Raw genomic sequence first — 15,704 nt, forward strand, 5'->3', positions numbered from 1 at the left:
GTGTTTCAGGTCAGTGCCAGCGACGGAAGATCAACGAGGTGTTGACGCCACCAAAAGCGAAATTGTTGTTCATCACGTATTCGTTGCTCATCTGCCGGAACTCGCCTCGCAGGTAATCCAGTTTGCCGCAGTGCGGGTCGACCTCGTCGAGGTTGAAAGTGTGTGCGTACAGGTCGCTGTTCATCATTTCAATGCTGAACCAGGACTCCAGCGCACCGCAGGCGCCCAGGGTGTGGCCGAGGAAGCTTTTTTGCGAACTGATCGGCATGTGCTCGCCGAACAATGCGCTGGTAGCCAGTGTTTCGGCGATGTCGCCCTGTTCTGTCGCGGTGCCGTGACCGTTCACGTAGCCGATGTCCGTAGGCTGAAGCCCGGCGTCTTCGAGGGCGAGTTCCATGGCCCGGCGCATGGTGAGTTGCTCCGGTCGTGTGGTGTGTTGGCCGTCGGCGTTGCTGCCGAAACCGACGAGTTCAGCATGAATGCGTGCACCGCGTACCAAGGCATGTTCCAGCTCTTCCAGCACCAGCATGCCGCCGCCTTCACCGATCACCAGGCCGTCGCGACCCTTGTCATAAGGACGCGGGGTGGTTTGCGGGGCGTCGTTTTTCAGGCTGGTGGCGTAGAGCGCGTCGAAGACCATCGCTTCGGTCGGGCACAGCTCTTCGGCGCCGCCGGCGAGCATCAGTGGCAATCGGCCGAACTTGATCGCCTCGTAGGCATAACCAATGCCCTGGCTGCCGCTGGTGCAGGCGCTCGACGTCGGGATCAACCGACCGGTGAGGCCGAAGAAGATGCTGATGTTCGCGGCCGTGGTGTGCGGCATCATCCGCACATAGGAGTTGGCGTTCAGGCCTTCGGCCACCGAGTTGAGCAGCATGTTGCCGAACGCCTTGATCTCGTCGGTGCTGCCGGTAGATGAGCCGCAAGCGACGCCCATGCGCCCGTCCTTGATCGACTCGTCGCCCAGTAATCCGGCGTCGGCCAGTGCTTGCTCGGCAGCGCCCACAGCAAGCCGCGACACGCGGCCCATGCTGCGCAGTTGCTTGCGGGTCCAGTGGCTCGGGACTTTGAAGTCATCGATGGGGCCGGCCAGGCGTGTATTGAGTTCGGTAAAGCGATCCCATTCGTCCATGCGCCGGATGCCGCTGCGGTTGGCCGCGAAGTTGCCGGCGATGGTTGCCCAGTCGCTGCCCAGTGAGGTGATGCCGGCCATGCCGGTGACGACAACGCGCTTCATCAGCACAGGCCTCCATTGACGGCCAGAACCTGCCGGGTGATGTACGACGCTTCCGCCGACATCAGGAAATTCACCGCGCCGGCCACCTCTTCAGGGGTGCCCATGCGTTGTGCGGGGATCATTTTCATCAGTTCTTCCACGGGCACGTTTTCATCGAGCATGGCGGTGTCGATCAAGCCGGGTGCGACGCAATTGACGGTGATTTTGCGTTTGCCCAATTCAATCGCCAGCGCCTTGGCCGCACCGATCAGACCGGCCTTGGAGGCACTGTAGTTGACCTGGCCACGATTGCCGATCAACCCCGACACCGAAGTGATGCAGACAATCCGCCCGGCAGCGCGACGACGAATCATCGGCATCATTACCGGGTGCAGCACGTTGTAGAAACCATCGAGGTTCGTGCGCATCACCACGTCCCAATCATCCTCGCTCAGCGCCGGAAAAGCACCGTCACGGGTCAGGCCGGCATTGAGCACCACGCCGTAATAGGCGCCGTGGGTGTCTACGTCGGCTTCGAGAATGGCTTTGCAGCTGGCGCGGTCGGAGACGTCGAATTGCAGGACACGCGCGTTGCGGCCCAAGGCTTCGATTTCGGCTTTGACGGCAATAGCGTCCGTCAGACCGCTTCGGCAATGCAGCACGATGTCATGCCCGGCCTGGGCCAGACGCAAAGCGATGGCGCGGCCGATGCCGCGGCTGGAACCGGTGACCAGTACGGATTCAGTCATGACTGGACTCCTTGGGATTCATGAAGATATTGAGCGGCCTGAGGCGGACGAAACACGTTCAGGCGTGCGGTGGCGTGGATGCCGGGGGCGTTGATATGGCATTCGAACACGCCCATGCCGTTGTCGTCTTCCAGTGACCGAATGCCATGGATGGTCAGTTCGGTGCCGACCGGGAAGTGCTCGACGTTGCATTCGAATTTGCGGCTGCCGAGCAGAAAGCCCAACTCCACCTCATCGCCGCGCTGGCGCGCATGGCAACCGGCGTAGGCGGCGACACTCTGGGCCATTATTTCAATGCCGACCCAGGCCGGCAGGCTGCCGTCGGGACGGTTGAACAGACCGCCGGGCCTGACGGTCATGCGGGTGTGAATCTGCTCCTCGTCGAATGCAAGGATCTGCTCGATGAGGATCATGTCGCCAGCGTGTGGCAGCAACTCGGCGAGCGGCCAGTCAATCATGGTGCGTCTCCGATAATCAGGCTGACGTTGTTGCCACCGAAGGCAAAGGAATTGCTCATCAAATAGCGAGGTGCAATGGACGTCAGGCGATCGGCCGGGGTCACCCAATGCAAGGCGGGCAACAGCGGGTCGGGCTGGCCGTCCCAGACGTGGGGCGCCAGGCTGTGGTCGAGGTTGTCCGGGCCCAGGCTCAGCCAGCAGAACGCGGCTTCCAGGGCACCGGCGGCGCCGAGGGTGTGACCGGTCATCGGCTTGGTCGACGAGCAGGGCACGCCTTGCGGGAACAGTGCGGCCACGGCAAGGCTTTCCATGGCGTCGTTATGCTGGGTCGCGGTGCCGTGCAAGTTCAGGTAATGGATTTGCTGCGGTTGCAGGTTTGCGCGGCTCAGGGCTTTGCTCATGGCTTGCAGCGCGCCACGACCAGTCGGCTCTGGCGCCGAAATGTGGTGGGCATCGGAACTGGCGCCGCTGCCGAGCAGGGCGATGGCGTGGTCTTTGCCAGCGGTTTTGCTCATCAAAAACAACGCGGCCGCCTCGCCAATGTTGATGCCGTTGCGGTTGACCGAAAACGGATTGCAGCGCTGCGCGGACACCGCTTCCAGGGCCGAAAAACCGTTAAGGGTCAGTTTGCACAAGCTGTCGACGCCGCCGCACAACACCGCGTCGCACAGGCCCAGATCCAGAAGGCGCTGGGCACTCATCAGCGCTCGTGCGCTGGAGGTGCAGGCGGTGGAAATCACATAGGCCGGGCCACTCAATTGCAGCCAGTCGGCGAGAAAACTGGCCGGTGCGCCGAGTTCTTGCTGCTGATAGTCGTATTCAGCGGGAAATTCGTCTTCGCGGATGTAATGGGCCAACCCACGGCTGGCCTCATCGATGCCCGAGGTGCTGGTGCCCAGGATCACGCCGATACGATCGCGGCCGTAGGTCTGGATCGCCTGATCGATCTCTTCGCGAATTTGCAGGGCGGCTTCCAGCAACAATTGGTTGTTGCGGGTGTTTTGCTTTTTCAGCTCAACGGGGATCGGTGCCAAGTCGCCGCTGACCGCCGCCACCGGCAACGAGCGCTCTGGCACCCAGCCGGTTTCGACGCGCAGGCCTGAGCAATCGCCGGCAAACAGATTGGCGGCGACTTCGCGTTTGCCACGACCCAATGCGCAGATCACCCCGAGGGCATTCAAATAGGCGGTCATGGTGCCTCCCCGCTCAGCGGCGTGACTTCATACCGGGGCCCCTTGGGCAGGTTCAACTCAAAGGTCATGGGTTGTGAATAAAGGACATCCCAGTGTGTTGGCAGGGACCGTTGCCTGCCGTGTTGCCAGGCGGTGGGGTAGTTGCCCGACAGCTCATCTTTGGGGGTCAGGGCAAACAGTAACGCGGCGAACAACTCCCGGGCTTCCGGGTTGGGCGGCAACAGACCGTCGGCCTGCCACTTTCCATCGGTCAATATCTGCCGCGCCTGCGGAATGCCCAGCAAATCCATCATCGACCAGCGAAGCCCCGCTTCTTCATGCTGGATCACCAAAACCCAGTCCTGACGTTGCGCGGCTTCCAGGCGCTGGATGTGCAATTGCAGCGGCAACGACAGCTTCGGGATGTGCTCGGGCAGCGGTGCCTGGCTGGCGCAAGCACTCAGCAACAGCAGGCAGCCCAGGAGCAGAAAACGGATCATCAGGCATTACCTTCAAAGGATGTGCGCCGCACACTAGCGGTCCTGTCATTCATGTGACATCTCTTGCGCAGAGTTCTGACAACACCCTCAGCCGGCGCTTGGGTTCACTGACGAACGGGTTGCGTTCGTCCCAGGCATAACCGGCGAGAATCGCGCTGATCATGCGGCGGATGTCCGGTGAGCTGCCTGGATGGTAGATCACATCCTGGAACGTCCCGGCGTACCAGCCTTCGACGTAGCAGCGGAAAGTGTCGACGCCGCGCTTGAGTGGTTCGGCGAACTCGGTTTGCCAGTCGACGCGTTCACCTTGCAGTTGGCGATGCAGAACCCCGGCGGCCATGCTCGCCGAGCGCATGGCGATGGTTACCCCGGAAGAGAACACCGGGTCGAGGAACTCCGCTGCGTTGCCGAGCAGCGCAAAGCCGGGTCCGTACAGGGTTTTGACGTTGGCCGAGTAACCGCCGATGGTGCGCGCAGGCGTATCCCATCGCGCATGTTCAAGCACACCGGCCAGGCTCGGCGTTTCAGCGATGAACCCGCGCAGGCATTCATCCAGATCCTCCATGCGCCCTTCAAAGTGTTCGGCGGCGGCCACTACCCCCACCGAGCAACGGCCATTGCTGAACGGGATGGTCCAGAACCAGATGTCGCGATGGATCGGGTGGGTGGTAATGAGGATTTTTTCCCGCTCGAAGGTCGGGCTGTCGATGTTGTCTTCGATGTGGGTAAACACGGCCTGACGCACCGGGAAATTGGAAGGCGCTTCAAGGTCCAGCAGGCGTGGAAGCACACGGCCGTAACCGCTGGCATCGAGCACGAAATCGGCTTCGATGCGGTACTCGCTGCCGTCCTCGCGGCGCACGTCGAGCTGCGGTTTTGGCAAACTGAAATCCACGCTGACGATGGCTTCGCCGTAACGAACGTCCACGCCTTGCAGTGCGGCCTGGTCGGCCAGCAGCTTGTCGAAATCGGCGCGCTGGACCTGGAACGTGGTCGGTTTGCCGTGGCTGAACGTATCGCCGAAATCAAAGGCGCTGTACTGCTCGCCCCAGGCGAACGCGGCTCCGTTCTTGAGCTGGAATCCCGCAGCGTTCACGGCATCGAGCATGCCGGCTTCTTCAACGAAATCCAGGCAATGCGACAACAGACTTTCGCCGATGGAAAACCGGGGAAAGTGTTGGCGCTCGATCATCAGCACATCGTGACCGTTGCGCTTGAGCAGCGCGGCCGCGATCGCCCCTGAGGGCCCCGCGCCGATGACGACGACTTGTCGACGTTCCATTTCAACTGTTGGCACGGGGGCTCCTTGCCGGGGCGGCGATATTCAAAGGGGGGCTATGCAGGCCGGCGAGTGCCGGCAGCAGGGTCGCGATCAGACCCATCACCATCAACGCAAAGTACAGCGCCGGGCTGATGAGCTGTTGTTGCAGCAGCAGATTGAGAAAGACGATCTCGCTCAAACCGCGAATATTCAGCAGCAGGCTTTCCCGCCAGCGGCTGGCACCCTCAAAGGAGGCGCCGGCCCAACGGAGTCCCAGCCAGTTGCCCAGCAGCTTGCTGCCAATCGGCAACAGCAACAGTGCCGCCAATTGGACCCAGCCGAGGCTGGCCATGGCCGCGTGAACGTTAATCTGCACGATGCCGAACGTCAGGATCAGCGGAATAGCGATCCATGTTTGCAGGCGGCTCATCCAGATCGCGGGGACGGGCAACACCAACGGTACTTTCAGCATGGCCATGCACAGCAGATAGCCAATGCCGAAAATCAGCGCATTGAGTTTGAAGTGCTCGGCGACCACCAGCAGCGCAAAGAAGCCGCCGCTGTGCAGCAATGGCTGGCGCAAACCAATCAGACGCAGCAGCAACGGCAGGCAAGCGCCGGCCAGCGGCAGCAGCAGGCTGCTGACGTGCAGACTGCCTTGGGCAAAACCGAACAACGTCCAGCAGGTCAGGTCGATGAGGATCGCGGTCTGCACCAGACGCCGGGTGGCCGTGGGCGGGTAGTTGATGTGCCGCAGGTAAAGGTACAACACCGGGATCGCGGTGATGGCGAACACCAGCCCCACTGCCAATGAACTGATCCACGGTTGCGCCGGCAGCAGCCATGCCGCCGTCGCCAGCCCGCCAGCGAACGGAATGGCAAAACTCGGCAGGGCAATTTTCAGGCTCTGGCGGTCCAGCCGCAGATCGATCACGTCGCTGAGAATGTTCCCCAGCAGCAAGGCAAAGCTCAGGCTGTAGAGATTCTTCAGCCATGCCGGCGAGATCAGTTCGGCGCCGCTGAGCTGCCAACCGGGTTCGATCCACAAATACATCAGCAATGGCAGGCCGAAGGTGGCCAGCAGCAACTGGCTGACGATTGGAATCAGCCCGAAACGGCGACCCACACGCGTCGCCACGGCAAACATCACGAGGGCCATCAGCCAAAACAGGACGATCATCATGCTGCCGGCTCCGCAACCGCAACGTCGTGGGCCTGGCGACCGGCCCACGGCGCCAGGATGAAGCTGAACGCCAGGCCAAGGCTCACCGCCAACCCGAAGTTGCTCACCGCCGGTGTGCTGGATACCGCGAGCAGACCGAACGACAGCCATGTGGTCAGCGCCGCCAGCAAGGTGCCCAGCAGGCTCACCGCTGCGCCACCGACCTGTTCACGCATGAGGATTGCGTAATCGACGCTGATCGCCGTCACCAGCAACAGGCCGAACAGGCTGAACAGCGTCAACGGTTGCCCCAACCAGCCGAGGCTGGCCAGGCTGCACAGCGCGGCCAGCAACGGCAGCGCGACGATTCGCAGGGCGCCGCCGAGACCAAAGGGCAGGATCAATACCAGCACGATCAACACGCAGGAAGCGAGCTTGAGTTCCGCGGCGCTGATCTGGGTCGCCGCAAACACGTCGTTCAATTCACCGAGACGATCGACCAGTTCGACCCCCGGCAAGTCCAGCGCCTGCACGCGCAGCAGCGCCGGGTTGTTCAGGCCTTGCAAGCTGACCATCGCCGCCACATCACCGTCATCGGTCACGCCCAGCCACAGTGGGCGGTAGGGCTCGGCCAGCGGCCCGGTCAGCGCAGCGTCGATGTCTTCGGTGGGCAATGCCTGCAGTGTTGTCAGCTCTTCTTGCAGTGCTTGCACCGGTACGCCGATGTCGAGCAGTGGTTGCCAGTATTGCGGCAACCGGGTCAACGCCTCGCGAACTTGCTGCTGGTCACTTGGCTGGCTGACCAGTTGATTCAGTGACAGGTAGCCCTTGAGTTTTTCCAGGCTGACCAACTGATCCAGGCGCTCGCTCAACGCCGTTTGGCGTTCCAGCAGCTCCTGCTGATTGGCACCGCGCACCAGGAAAAACTGGCTGGTCGGTTGAAAACCGGTGATCCGCGCAATGGTCCGGGCTTCGTCAGTCAGTTGCTGCGGTGCACCGATCCACTGGCGGATGTCATTGCGGCTTTCGAGTTGCACCAGGCCACCCACGCAGAAGGCAATCAGCAGGGCCAGCAACACGGGTGTGCTGGCATGTTTGAGTAGCGCTTCACGCAGGTTCAGCAAAAATTCACAGACCCGTAGCGGCCATTGCGCCGGACGGATATCCGCGCCCTTGAGCAGCGCCGGAAGCAGGCAGACGGCGGACAGATAAGCACCGAGCAGGCCGGCGGCGGAAAACACGGCGATCTGGGTCAGGGCCGGAAATGGCGTCCAGGCCAACGCGAGGTAGCCGATGCAACTGGTGATCAGGCTCAATGTCAGGCCCGGCAGTGTCAGGCGCAATGCAGGCCAACTGTGCCAGGGTTTCAGGCTCCAGCTTTTCGACAGGTAATGCAGCGGGTAGTCGACGGCTACGCCGATCAGGCTGGAGCCGAGTACCAACGTCATCACATGCATATGGCCAAACAGCGCCACGCAAGCCACCGCGCCAAACAGCATGCCCACCACGACCGGCACGAACGCCAGCAACACCCGCCAACGCCGGAAGGCCAGTAATAGCAGCAACAGAATGCCGAGCGTGGCGCCGCCACCGACCCAGGTCATCTCGCGGGAGGCTTGTTGCTGACCGTTGGCGGCGTAGAGCAATCCGCTGGCGGCCAGCAGTTGCACGTCAGCCTGAGCCGCTTGTTCGCGGCTGTGTTTGAGAAGGTCTGCCACTTGCAACGGCAGGTTCATGTCAAACGCATTGCCTGTGGCTTTTGCCCGCAGCAACACCCAGCTCATGCCGTCGGCATCGGCGATCAAGGCGCCACTGCCGATGTCCAGTTGCACGGTGCCGCGTTGCGGCTGGCTGTTCTGGATGCGCCCGGTCAGGCCCAGCCAGTCATCCTGGCTCGGCACCAGGCTGAAACCGGTGAACGGGTCGAACAATGCTTGTACCCGCTGCTGGATGAAGGTGTCGGGGTGCTCAACCAGTTGCTTGCGATCCGCCTCGGACAGCATCGCCAATCGGCCTTTGAGCAGTTGTGTACGCAGGGCGGGCAAGTCGGCCTGCAACGTCCACTGGACCTTCTCGAACAATCCGCTGGCCTGCCATTGCTCACCCAGTTTCTGCGCCATGGCGATAGCGTGTCCGCGATCCTTGTGGCCGACCAGCATCAGCATTTCGCGGTTCAGCGGTTCTTGCATGCGTTGTTCGGCGCGCAGTTCCAGTGCGTCCGGCGCCGTGCCCGGCACCAGGTCCATCAGGTTGGCCGACAGGGGCGCGCCGCCACGCCATTGCCAGCCGGCGAGCGCGAGCACTGCCAGCAGCAGGATCAGGAACAGCCATGGCAGTCTGCGTTCACTCGGCAAAGTCATGTTGCTCCGCGGTACTCAACGGTTCGGCGCTGGTGGTGTCCTGCATGCGCAATAGCGTGCTGTCGCCCTGGGTTTCCAGCAGTTCGATGCTGTGCACCAATTCTCCGCCAGTGATGTTGATCTGGTTGAACACCTGCTTGAGCAGCAATGAGCGCGGGGTCAATGTCAGTGTCCAGTTCTGTGCCTCGCCAGTCAGGGACAGCTCGAAATCCCGTTGCAGACCGCTGCTGTCGCCTTGCAGGACGGCGAGGAACAAGCGGTTTTGCTCGGCACCGGCGCTTTTGCCCGGCAGCATTTGCCAACCGTTGGCGTCTCGCCGGGCTATGCCCTTGGTGGTGATGCGGTAATCCTGCTGCAACGGCGTTTTCAACAACCACAACAGGCCATTGTTTTTCGCGAGCACGAAGGTGCCCTTGCTGGTCAGCGGCTGGGGCAGGGCGCGCAGGTGTTTTTCCTGGATGAAATGGCCGTGGATCACATCGGGCCTGGCCAGTTGATCGCTGAGCTGTTGCAGGTCGAAAGCCTGCGCCCACGAAGAAAAGCCAAGCACCACCACAAACATGTAGCAGCTGCCGAGCCCGCGAGGCTGCGTCCGGCGGCGAAGCCGTCGCAAAACCTGAGCATTCGGTGCATCAAGCGAAACGCCAGGCGTCTGCTGCGCAGCCGGACGCAGGCTTCGCCAGCTGCTACAGGTCGAACGCAGGCTGCTACAGAGGGTCTTCAGCAGGTTCATGCGAGCCTCCTTTCGACAGCGTCGATGAAAACCTTCGGCGAGGCCAATTGCATTTCGCGGCTGGCCATGTCGACGGCGACTTGCACGGAGCTGGCGCGGGTCAGGCGTTCGCCGGTGTCCAGGTCACTGATCAGGTAGTTGATCTTCAACCGGTTCTCCCACTCCACCAGATTCGCCCGCACGTTCAGCTTCTGCCCGAACACCGCGCCGCGCACGTAGCGCAGTTGCAAGTCGATGACCGGCCAGGCGTAACCCGACTCGGACATCGCCGTGTAGTTGTGGCCGATCTTGTCCAGCAGTGCGCAGCGGGCCACTTCCAGGTATTTGACGTAATGGCCGTGCCAGACCACCTGCATGGTGTCGACGTCAAAGAACGGCACGAGGATTTCCGTATCGGTGTGAAGCACTCCCTTGCTACGCATGCAGCCTCCAGTGTTGCTCGGCAATTCGTTTCAGGCACAGGCGCAATTCGCCTTCCAGGGCGCGATCTTCGATGACCGGCGGGAAGTCTTTGGCCAGCTCGAAGTGCATGGCGGCAAGGGCCGGCGGCAATGGGCGCGCGTCTTCAGCCTTGCTGCGCAGCCAGACGCCCTGATTGGCGGCAAGCAGGGTCGCCGCGGCGACCTGTTCGGTCAGCTCCAGCACGCGAATCGCATCGCGGGCGGCGATGGTGCCCATGCTTACCTTGTCCTGGTTGTGGCACTCGGTGGAGCGCGAAAAGACGCTGGCCGGCATCGTATTTTTCAGCGCTTCGGCCGTCCAGGCGCTGGTGCCAATCTGCACGGCTTTGAAGCCGTGGTTGAGCATCGCCCGATCTGCGCTGGCGCCGGACAGATTGCTCGGCAAGCCATGGTTGTATCGCTCATCCACCAGCAGCGCGAGCTGGCGATCCAGCAGGTCGGCGACGTTGGCCACCAGGTTCTTCAGGCTGTCCATGGCGAACGCGATGTGGCCGCCGTAGAAGTGACCGCCGTGCAGCACGCGCTCGGCTTCGGCGTCGATGATCGGGTTGTCGTTGGCGCTGTTGAGTTCGATTTCGATGAACGAACGCAGCCAGTTCAGGCTGTCGGCCAATACGCCGAGGACGTGGGGGGCGCAACGCAGCGAGTAGCGATCCTGCAGGCGGTGCAGCGGTGCGGTCGGCGCGTCGATCGCCAGATCCTTGCGCAGCCACGCGGCAACTTGCATCTGCCCCGGGTGCGGTTTGGTGGCGAACAGGCGCTCGTCAAAGTGTTCCGGGTTGCCCTGCAAGGCGACGACGTTCAGCGCGGTGATGCGCGTCGCCAGTTGCAGCAGGTAGTCGGCGCGGGCGAAGGCCAGGCAGGCAAGGCCGGTCATCACGGCGGTGCCGTTCATCAGCGCAAGGGCTTCCTTGGGGCGCAAGACCAGCGGCTGCCAGCCGAGTTCGCGGTGGACGTCGGCCGCCTGTCGGCGTTCGCCACGGAACATCACTTCGCGCTCGCCCGACAGGGTCGCAGCCACATAGGACAACGGCGTCAGATCACCGCTGGCACCCACCGAGCCTTCCTCCGGGATCAGCGGCAGAATGTCGTGTTCAAGGAACGCTTGCAGGCGTTCCAGCAGCTCTACGCGAACCCCGGATACGCCGTGGCACAGTGACTGCAAACGCGCGGCGAGCACTGCGCGGGTAGCCTGTTCGTCGAGCAATTTGCCCAGGCCACAGCCGTGGAAGGTATACAGATGACGGGGCAACGCCTCGACGTGATGCAGCGGCACCGCGACTACGCAGGAGTCGCCATAACCGGTGGTCACGCCATAGATCACACCTTCCTTGTCCAGCAGGGAGTCGAGGAATCGCGCGCCCTTGGCAATACGCTCGCGGTACGCGGGATCGCCCTGCAACTGCGTCGGCACCTGACGGTTGGCCAGGGCCAGCACGTCTTCGATGCGCAAAGGGAGTTCGCCGAAGGTTACCGGCTCATGCATTGGCGTCGTCATCGGTCTTCCAGAAAGGGTAAAAGTTGAACCATTGTTGGGGCGCTTCAAGGCAATAGTGACCCAGGCACGCGGCGTAGCGGGATGCCCACTGATGAATGACCTGCTCGCGGTCGCTGCGTTTCCACGTCACGGCCTCGGCGAAGGGTTCGAGGGTCACTCGATACTGGCCTGTCGGTTTCTTCAGGCACATCAACAGATTGATCGGGCACTTCAGCAAACCGGCCAGCAGCCATGGACCTTGAGGGAATGCTGCCTGATGGCCGAGAAAGTCCACGGTCACTGTGCGTGCGCCGTGCAGTGGCACGCGGTCGCCGGCAATCGCCAGCCATTCGCCGCGCTCAAGGCGTTCGTGCAGTTGCAGCATGATCACCGGGTCCAGTTCACTGACCTGGATCAGCCGCAGATTGGTCGCGCCGGCCTCGCCCAGCAAGCGGTTGAACTGCTCGGCGTGCTTGGTGTGGACCAGCACATTCATCGTGACTTTTTCGCCGATTTCCGCCAGTGCGCGGCAGACCTCGAGATTGCCCAGATGCGCCCCCACCAGCATTTGCCCGCGGCTGCCACGCAGTTGATTGCGCAGCAGTGCCGGGTCGATGATTTCGATCTGGTCGATGCTCAGCTTGCCATTCCATACGTCGAGCTTGTCGAGCATGGAGTCGGCGAACGCCATGAACTGACCGAACACGCGCCAATGCGTGGGGCGCAATTCGTTGCGCGCGCTCCAGTCGGCGAGCCGTTGCTGGTATTGCCAGGCGCTGTGGCGGGCACTGCGGCCGAACAGGAAAAAGTACAGGACGATGCCGTACAGCAACGGACTCAGCAGGCGCCGACCCAGTACCTTGGCGCCGAACGCGGTGAGCTTCATCAGCCAGAAGCTGCCGCGCTCCTGGCGGTCGGCCCAGTGTTTCTTGTCTACGTTGCTGCTCATGCTCGCCACCGTCGCCAGAGGATCACCGGGGCCCGCAGCAACATGCCGAAGAACAGCCGGGTGTGCATGCTGGAAATCAGCACATTGTCGTGAAACAGGCGGAAATGCGAGACGCCGTCCAGCGGGTAGTGAACCTTGGTCGGCAACCACTGCATCGGCTGGTTGCGCCAGGCCAGGCGCACGAGGATGTCCGAGTCGAAGTCCATGCGCTTGCCGATCTTCGCCGAATCGATCAGTGCCAGGGTGGGTGGCAAGGGATAGACGCGAAAGCCGCACATGGAATCGCGAATCTGCAAGGACAGCGTGTTGATCCAGACCATGACGTGCGTCAGGTAGCGGGCATACAGGCGGCCCTTGGGTACGCTGGCGTCATATTGCGGGTAGCCGCAGATCACCGCGCGAGGCTCGGCGCGTGATTTTTTGATGAACAGCGGCACGTCTTGCAGGTCGTGCTGGCCGTCGGCGTCCACTTGTAACGCATGGCTGAAGCCCAGGCGTGACGCTTCACGCAAGCCGGTCATGACCGCACCGCCCTTGCCCTGGTTGGCGGCCAGGCGGATCAGGTAAACCATTTCGCGCTGGGCCAGTCGATCGAGCACCCTGGCGCACGCCGGACTGCTGGCGTCGTCGACCAGAATGCACGGCAGGTTGCTGGCAATCAGCGCCTCGACCACCGTGCCGATCGCGGTTTCGTGGTTGTAGACCGGGACGATTGCGCAGGGGTTATGCATCGCTGGAAGCCTCCAGCAGAATCCGCCCACTGGAGCAGGTGGCGGTCTCGTTGCGATAGGCGAAATACAGTTTGCTGCGCTCCGGGTCAAAACGCAGGTGCAACTGGATTTCGTCGCCCGGGCGCACCAGTTGCTGGAACTTCAGCACTTCCATGCCGGCGAATTTTGCTGGCAGGGCCATCAATTGTTGACCCAGGCTCAGCGCCCAATCCACCTGCACCACACCGGGCAATACCGGGGTTTGCGGGAAGTGGCCGCTGAAGTAAGCGAGGTCCGGCGGGACTGCGAGTTGCAGGCTCCATTCGCCCTCGACTTCAACCTGTTCGAGCACTTCGGGTGCTTTGACCCGAGGTGCCAGCAACAGGGCTTCGACGTCGGCCTGCGGCAGTTTGCCTTGAGCATTCAGTGGCAATTGTCGCAGCAATCGCCAGCGCCGGGGCAGGGCGAGGGCTTCGCAATGCTGGCTCAGGTGCTGACGCAGTGCTTCTGTAAGGGTGCGTCGACCCTGGTTGCGCAAGGTATGCAGCCCTGATTCGCTGAGCACCAGCAGTGCACCCAGCGAGGCGCGGTTTTCCTGGACCACACCGAGGCGCGCCTCCGCGACCCATTCATGCGCCATCAGCGCTTTTTCCAGCATGGGCAGCGAGATGCGTTTTTCTTCCAGTTTGACGATCCGGTCCAGGCGTCCCAGCAATTCGAAACGACCATTGGCTGCGATTCGCGCCGCATCAGCGGTGTGTTCGATGTGGCCGACCGGCAAGTAGGGAGATTTGATCAACAGCGCGCCGTCGCTGTCCTGGCTCAACTCGACACCGGCGAACGGCTGCCAGAGATCGCTGCCCTGACGCCAGGCGATGCCGCCGGTTTCTGAACTGCCGAGGATTTCTGTCGGCCATTGGCGCAAGCGTTGGTGCAGGCTTTGCGCGGCCTCGGCGGGCAAGGCGCCGCCCGAGGAAAACACCCGGCGCACAGCGCTCAAGGCAGGCCAGTCGAGGTTATCGCCCATGCGCTTGAGCAGCGCCGGACTGGCGACCCAGGCGAACACCGGGTGTTCGCGACTGGTGCGCTGCAGGTCTTCCGGGAACGCCAATTGCTTGCGCACGAACGGCCGCCCGGCGCACAGCGGCCACAGCACGCGGAACAGCAAGCCATAGATGTGTTGGGTGGCGACGCTGCCAACAATGCAAGCCTGACCCAGATCAGCGCCCCAGAGTTGCTCCAGTGCCTGAACTTCATTGGCCATTTGCCGCAGGGTTTTGTCGATGCGCTTGGGGTCGCCACTGGAGCCAGACGTGCAAAGGCTCAGTTGGCAAGTGTCCAGATCCAGTGCGGCGGCAGTGAGAGGCGGATGGCGGTAATCGCTCAGGTGCGCATCATCGGCCAGATCAGTCAGCCACAGATCGACTTCACTGGACCAGCGTTGGCGGGTCTGGGGTTGCAGATCGGCCGGCAGTAGCACGCTGACGCCGGCACGCCAGGCACCGAGCAGGGCAATGGCGAGGTCGGCGGCGTCTTCAAGGTGCACGGCGATGCGCTGCACGTTTTGCGCTTGCAGGCCGGCCGCCAGGCGCAGGGCCTGTTCGCACAGTTGTGCGTGATTAAGCGCCGGTTCGGCCGTGACGGCACGCTCCGGCTGAGCCTTGAGCAACAGTTGCTCAAGTGTTATCCAATTCATCAGTGGCCTCGTACCCGTTGTCGTATCAGCCATTCAATGGCAAACAGCAGGCCCATCAACCCGTAGGAAATCAGGCCGGTGTACAACATCCACCAGCTCAGCGGCGCCCAAAGAGTCAGGGCAGCGGCGAGCAATCCGTTAAAGACGAAAAACACACACCAGACGATCGTCACCTGGCGGGTATAAATAATGGCCCTGGCCGGCAGGTGCGGTTCACGCAGACGCGCCAGACGCTCGACCATCGGCGGGCCGAACCAGAGGCTCAAACCAAACAACCCAAGCATGAACACGCTGATCAGCACCGGGTACCAGCGCAGCAACAGCGGACTGTCGAACAGGGCCAGCAACAGGCAAAAAACCATTGCGGTGATCGCCATCCACAGGCTGCCGGGACGGCGTGCACCGAGCAGCGCTCGCGCCAGCCACAGGCTGCCGAGCAACAGGCCGAACTGCCACGGAGCAAAATGTTCCATGCCGAAATACACCGCGAAGGGGTACAACAGGCCTGCGAGCAGCAGGCCAAGGCCGACCAGTCGGCTCATGCGGCAGGTTGAACCAGGCGAAAGACGGCCTCGACCACGTCGCTGACAGTACGCACCGATTTGAACTCTTCGGCGGCGATTTTTTTGCCGGTCTGGCGCTTGATGTGATCGATCAGGTCGACGGCGTCGATGCTGTCGATTTCCAGATCCTGATACAGGTTCGATTCCAGGCTCACGCGCGCAGGGTCCAGCTCGAAGAGCTCGACCAAAGCATCACGCAGGGTGTTGAAAATGTCGTCACGAGTTTGCATGGTCCGG

16 protein-coding genes are annotated in these 15,704 nt (G+C 62.2%); all 16 read right to left on the reverse strand.

Annotation, left to right across the window (positions count from 1 at the left end):
• Window positions 1–10: 10 nt before the first annotated feature.
• The gene (locus LOY55_RS02020) at window positions 11–1,237 is read right to left on the reverse strand and encodes a beta-ketoacyl-ACP synthase (RefSeq protein WP_223525442.1); all 1,227 of its coding nucleotides are present in this window, start codon (window positions 1,235–1,237) and stop codon (window positions 11–13) included.
• Window positions 1,237–1,965: a 3-oxoacyl-ACP reductase FabG gene (gene fabG, locus LOY55_RS02025; RefSeq protein WP_046031150.1), complete on the reverse strand. Its 729-nt coding sequence runs from the start codon at window positions 1,963–1,965 to the stop codon at window positions 1,237–1,239. The genes LOY55_RS02020 and fabG overlap by 1 nt, the downstream gene beginning before the upstream one ends.
• Complete coding sequence (locus LOY55_RS02030) at window positions 1,962–2,423, reverse strand: hotdog family protein (protein WP_109785383.1); 462 nt, start codon at window positions 2,421–2,423, stop codon at window positions 1,962–1,964. The genes fabG and LOY55_RS02030 overlap by 4 nt, the downstream gene beginning before the upstream one ends.
• Window positions 2,420–3,616 carry a beta-ketoacyl-[acyl-carrier-protein] synthase family protein gene (locus LOY55_RS02035; RefSeq protein WP_223525441.1) on the reverse strand — a complete coding sequence of 399 codons (1,197 nt, stop codon included), beginning with the start codon at window positions 3,614–3,616 and terminating at the stop codon, window positions 2,420–2,422. The genes LOY55_RS02030 and LOY55_RS02035 overlap by 4 nt, the downstream gene beginning before the upstream one ends.
• Window positions 3,613–4,095, reverse strand: coding sequence for a hypothetical protein (locus LOY55_RS02040; protein WP_046031147.1), 483 nt, complete (start codon window positions 4,093–4,095; stop codon window positions 3,613–3,615). Before LOY55_RS02040 ends, LOY55_RS02035 begins: the two co-directional genes overlap by 4 nt.
• A 49-nt stretch (window positions 4,096–4,144) precedes the next feature.
• Window positions 4,145–5,392, reverse strand: a complete 1,248-nt coding sequence (locus LOY55_RS02045; RefSeq protein WP_223525440.1) for an NAD(P)/FAD-dependent oxidoreductase — start codon at window positions 5,390–5,392, stop codon at window positions 4,145–4,147.
• Window positions 5,379–6,539 (reverse strand): sodium:proton antiporter, encoded by a 1,161-nt coding sequence (locus LOY55_RS02050; RefSeq protein ID WP_109785386.1) that lies wholly within the window; start codon window positions 6,537–6,539, stop codon window positions 5,379–5,381. Before LOY55_RS02050 ends, LOY55_RS02045 begins: the two co-directional genes overlap by 14 nt.
• Complete coding sequence (locus tag LOY55_RS02055) at window positions 6,536–8,878, reverse strand: MMPL family transporter (RefSeq protein WP_223525439.1); 2,343 nt, start codon at window positions 8,876–8,878, stop codon at window positions 6,536–6,538. Before LOY55_RS02055 ends, LOY55_RS02050 begins: the two co-directional genes overlap by 4 nt.
• Complete coding sequence (locus LOY55_RS02060) at window positions 8,862–9,440, reverse strand: outer membrane lipoprotein carrier protein LolA (protein ID WP_109785530.1); 579 nt, start codon at window positions 9,438–9,440, stop codon at window positions 8,862–8,864. Before LOY55_RS02060 ends, LOY55_RS02055 begins: the two co-directional genes overlap by 17 nt.
• A 167-nt stretch (window positions 9,441–9,607) precedes the next feature.
• A complete protein-coding gene (locus tag LOY55_RS02065; RefSeq protein ID WP_109785388.1) occupies window positions 9,608–10,033 on the reverse strand; it encodes a thioesterase family protein in 426 nt (141 codons plus the stop codon).
• The gene (hutH, locus tag LOY55_RS02070; RefSeq protein ID WP_046031142.1) at window positions 10,026–11,570 is read right to left on the reverse strand and encodes a histidine ammonia-lyase; all 1,545 of its coding nucleotides are present in this window, start codon (window positions 11,568–11,570) and stop codon (window positions 10,026–10,028) included. Before hutH ends, LOY55_RS02065 begins: the two co-directional genes overlap by 8 nt.
• Complete coding sequence (locus LOY55_RS02075) at window positions 11,551–12,498, reverse strand: glycosyl transferase (protein ID WP_109785389.1); 948 nt, start codon at window positions 12,496–12,498, stop codon at window positions 11,551–11,553. The genes hutH and LOY55_RS02075 overlap by 20 nt, the downstream gene beginning before the upstream one ends.
• Complete coding sequence (locus tag LOY55_RS02080) at window positions 12,495–13,229, reverse strand: glycosyltransferase family 2 protein (RefSeq protein WP_109785390.1); 735 nt, start codon at window positions 13,227–13,229, stop codon at window positions 12,495–12,497. Before LOY55_RS02080 ends, LOY55_RS02075 begins: the two co-directional genes overlap by 4 nt.
• Window positions 13,222–14,904 carry an acyl-CoA synthetase family protein gene (locus tag LOY55_RS02085; RefSeq protein WP_223525438.1) on the reverse strand — a complete coding sequence of 561 codons (1,683 nt, stop codon included), beginning with the start codon at window positions 14,902–14,904 and terminating at the stop codon, window positions 13,222–13,224. The genes LOY55_RS02080 and LOY55_RS02085 overlap by 8 nt, the downstream gene beginning before the upstream one ends.
• Window positions 14,904–15,446 (reverse strand): hypothetical protein, encoded by a 543-nt coding sequence (locus LOY55_RS02090; protein ID WP_223525437.1) that lies wholly within the window; start codon window positions 15,444–15,446, stop codon window positions 14,904–14,906. The genes LOY55_RS02085 and LOY55_RS02090 overlap by 1 nt, the downstream gene beginning before the upstream one ends.
• Window positions 15,443–15,697: an acyl carrier protein gene (locus tag LOY55_RS02095; RefSeq protein ID WP_109785393.1), complete on the reverse strand. Its 255-nt coding sequence runs from the start codon at window positions 15,695–15,697 to the stop codon at window positions 15,443–15,445. The genes LOY55_RS02090 and LOY55_RS02095 overlap by 4 nt, the downstream gene beginning before the upstream one ends.
• Window positions 15,698–15,704 lie beyond the last annotated feature (7 nt).

This window comes from Pseudomonas sp. B21-040 (assembly GCF_024748695.1).
In the GTDB taxonomy this organism is placed as follows: Bacteria; Pseudomonadota; Gammaproteobacteria; order Pseudomonadales; family Pseudomonadaceae; genus Aquipseudomonas.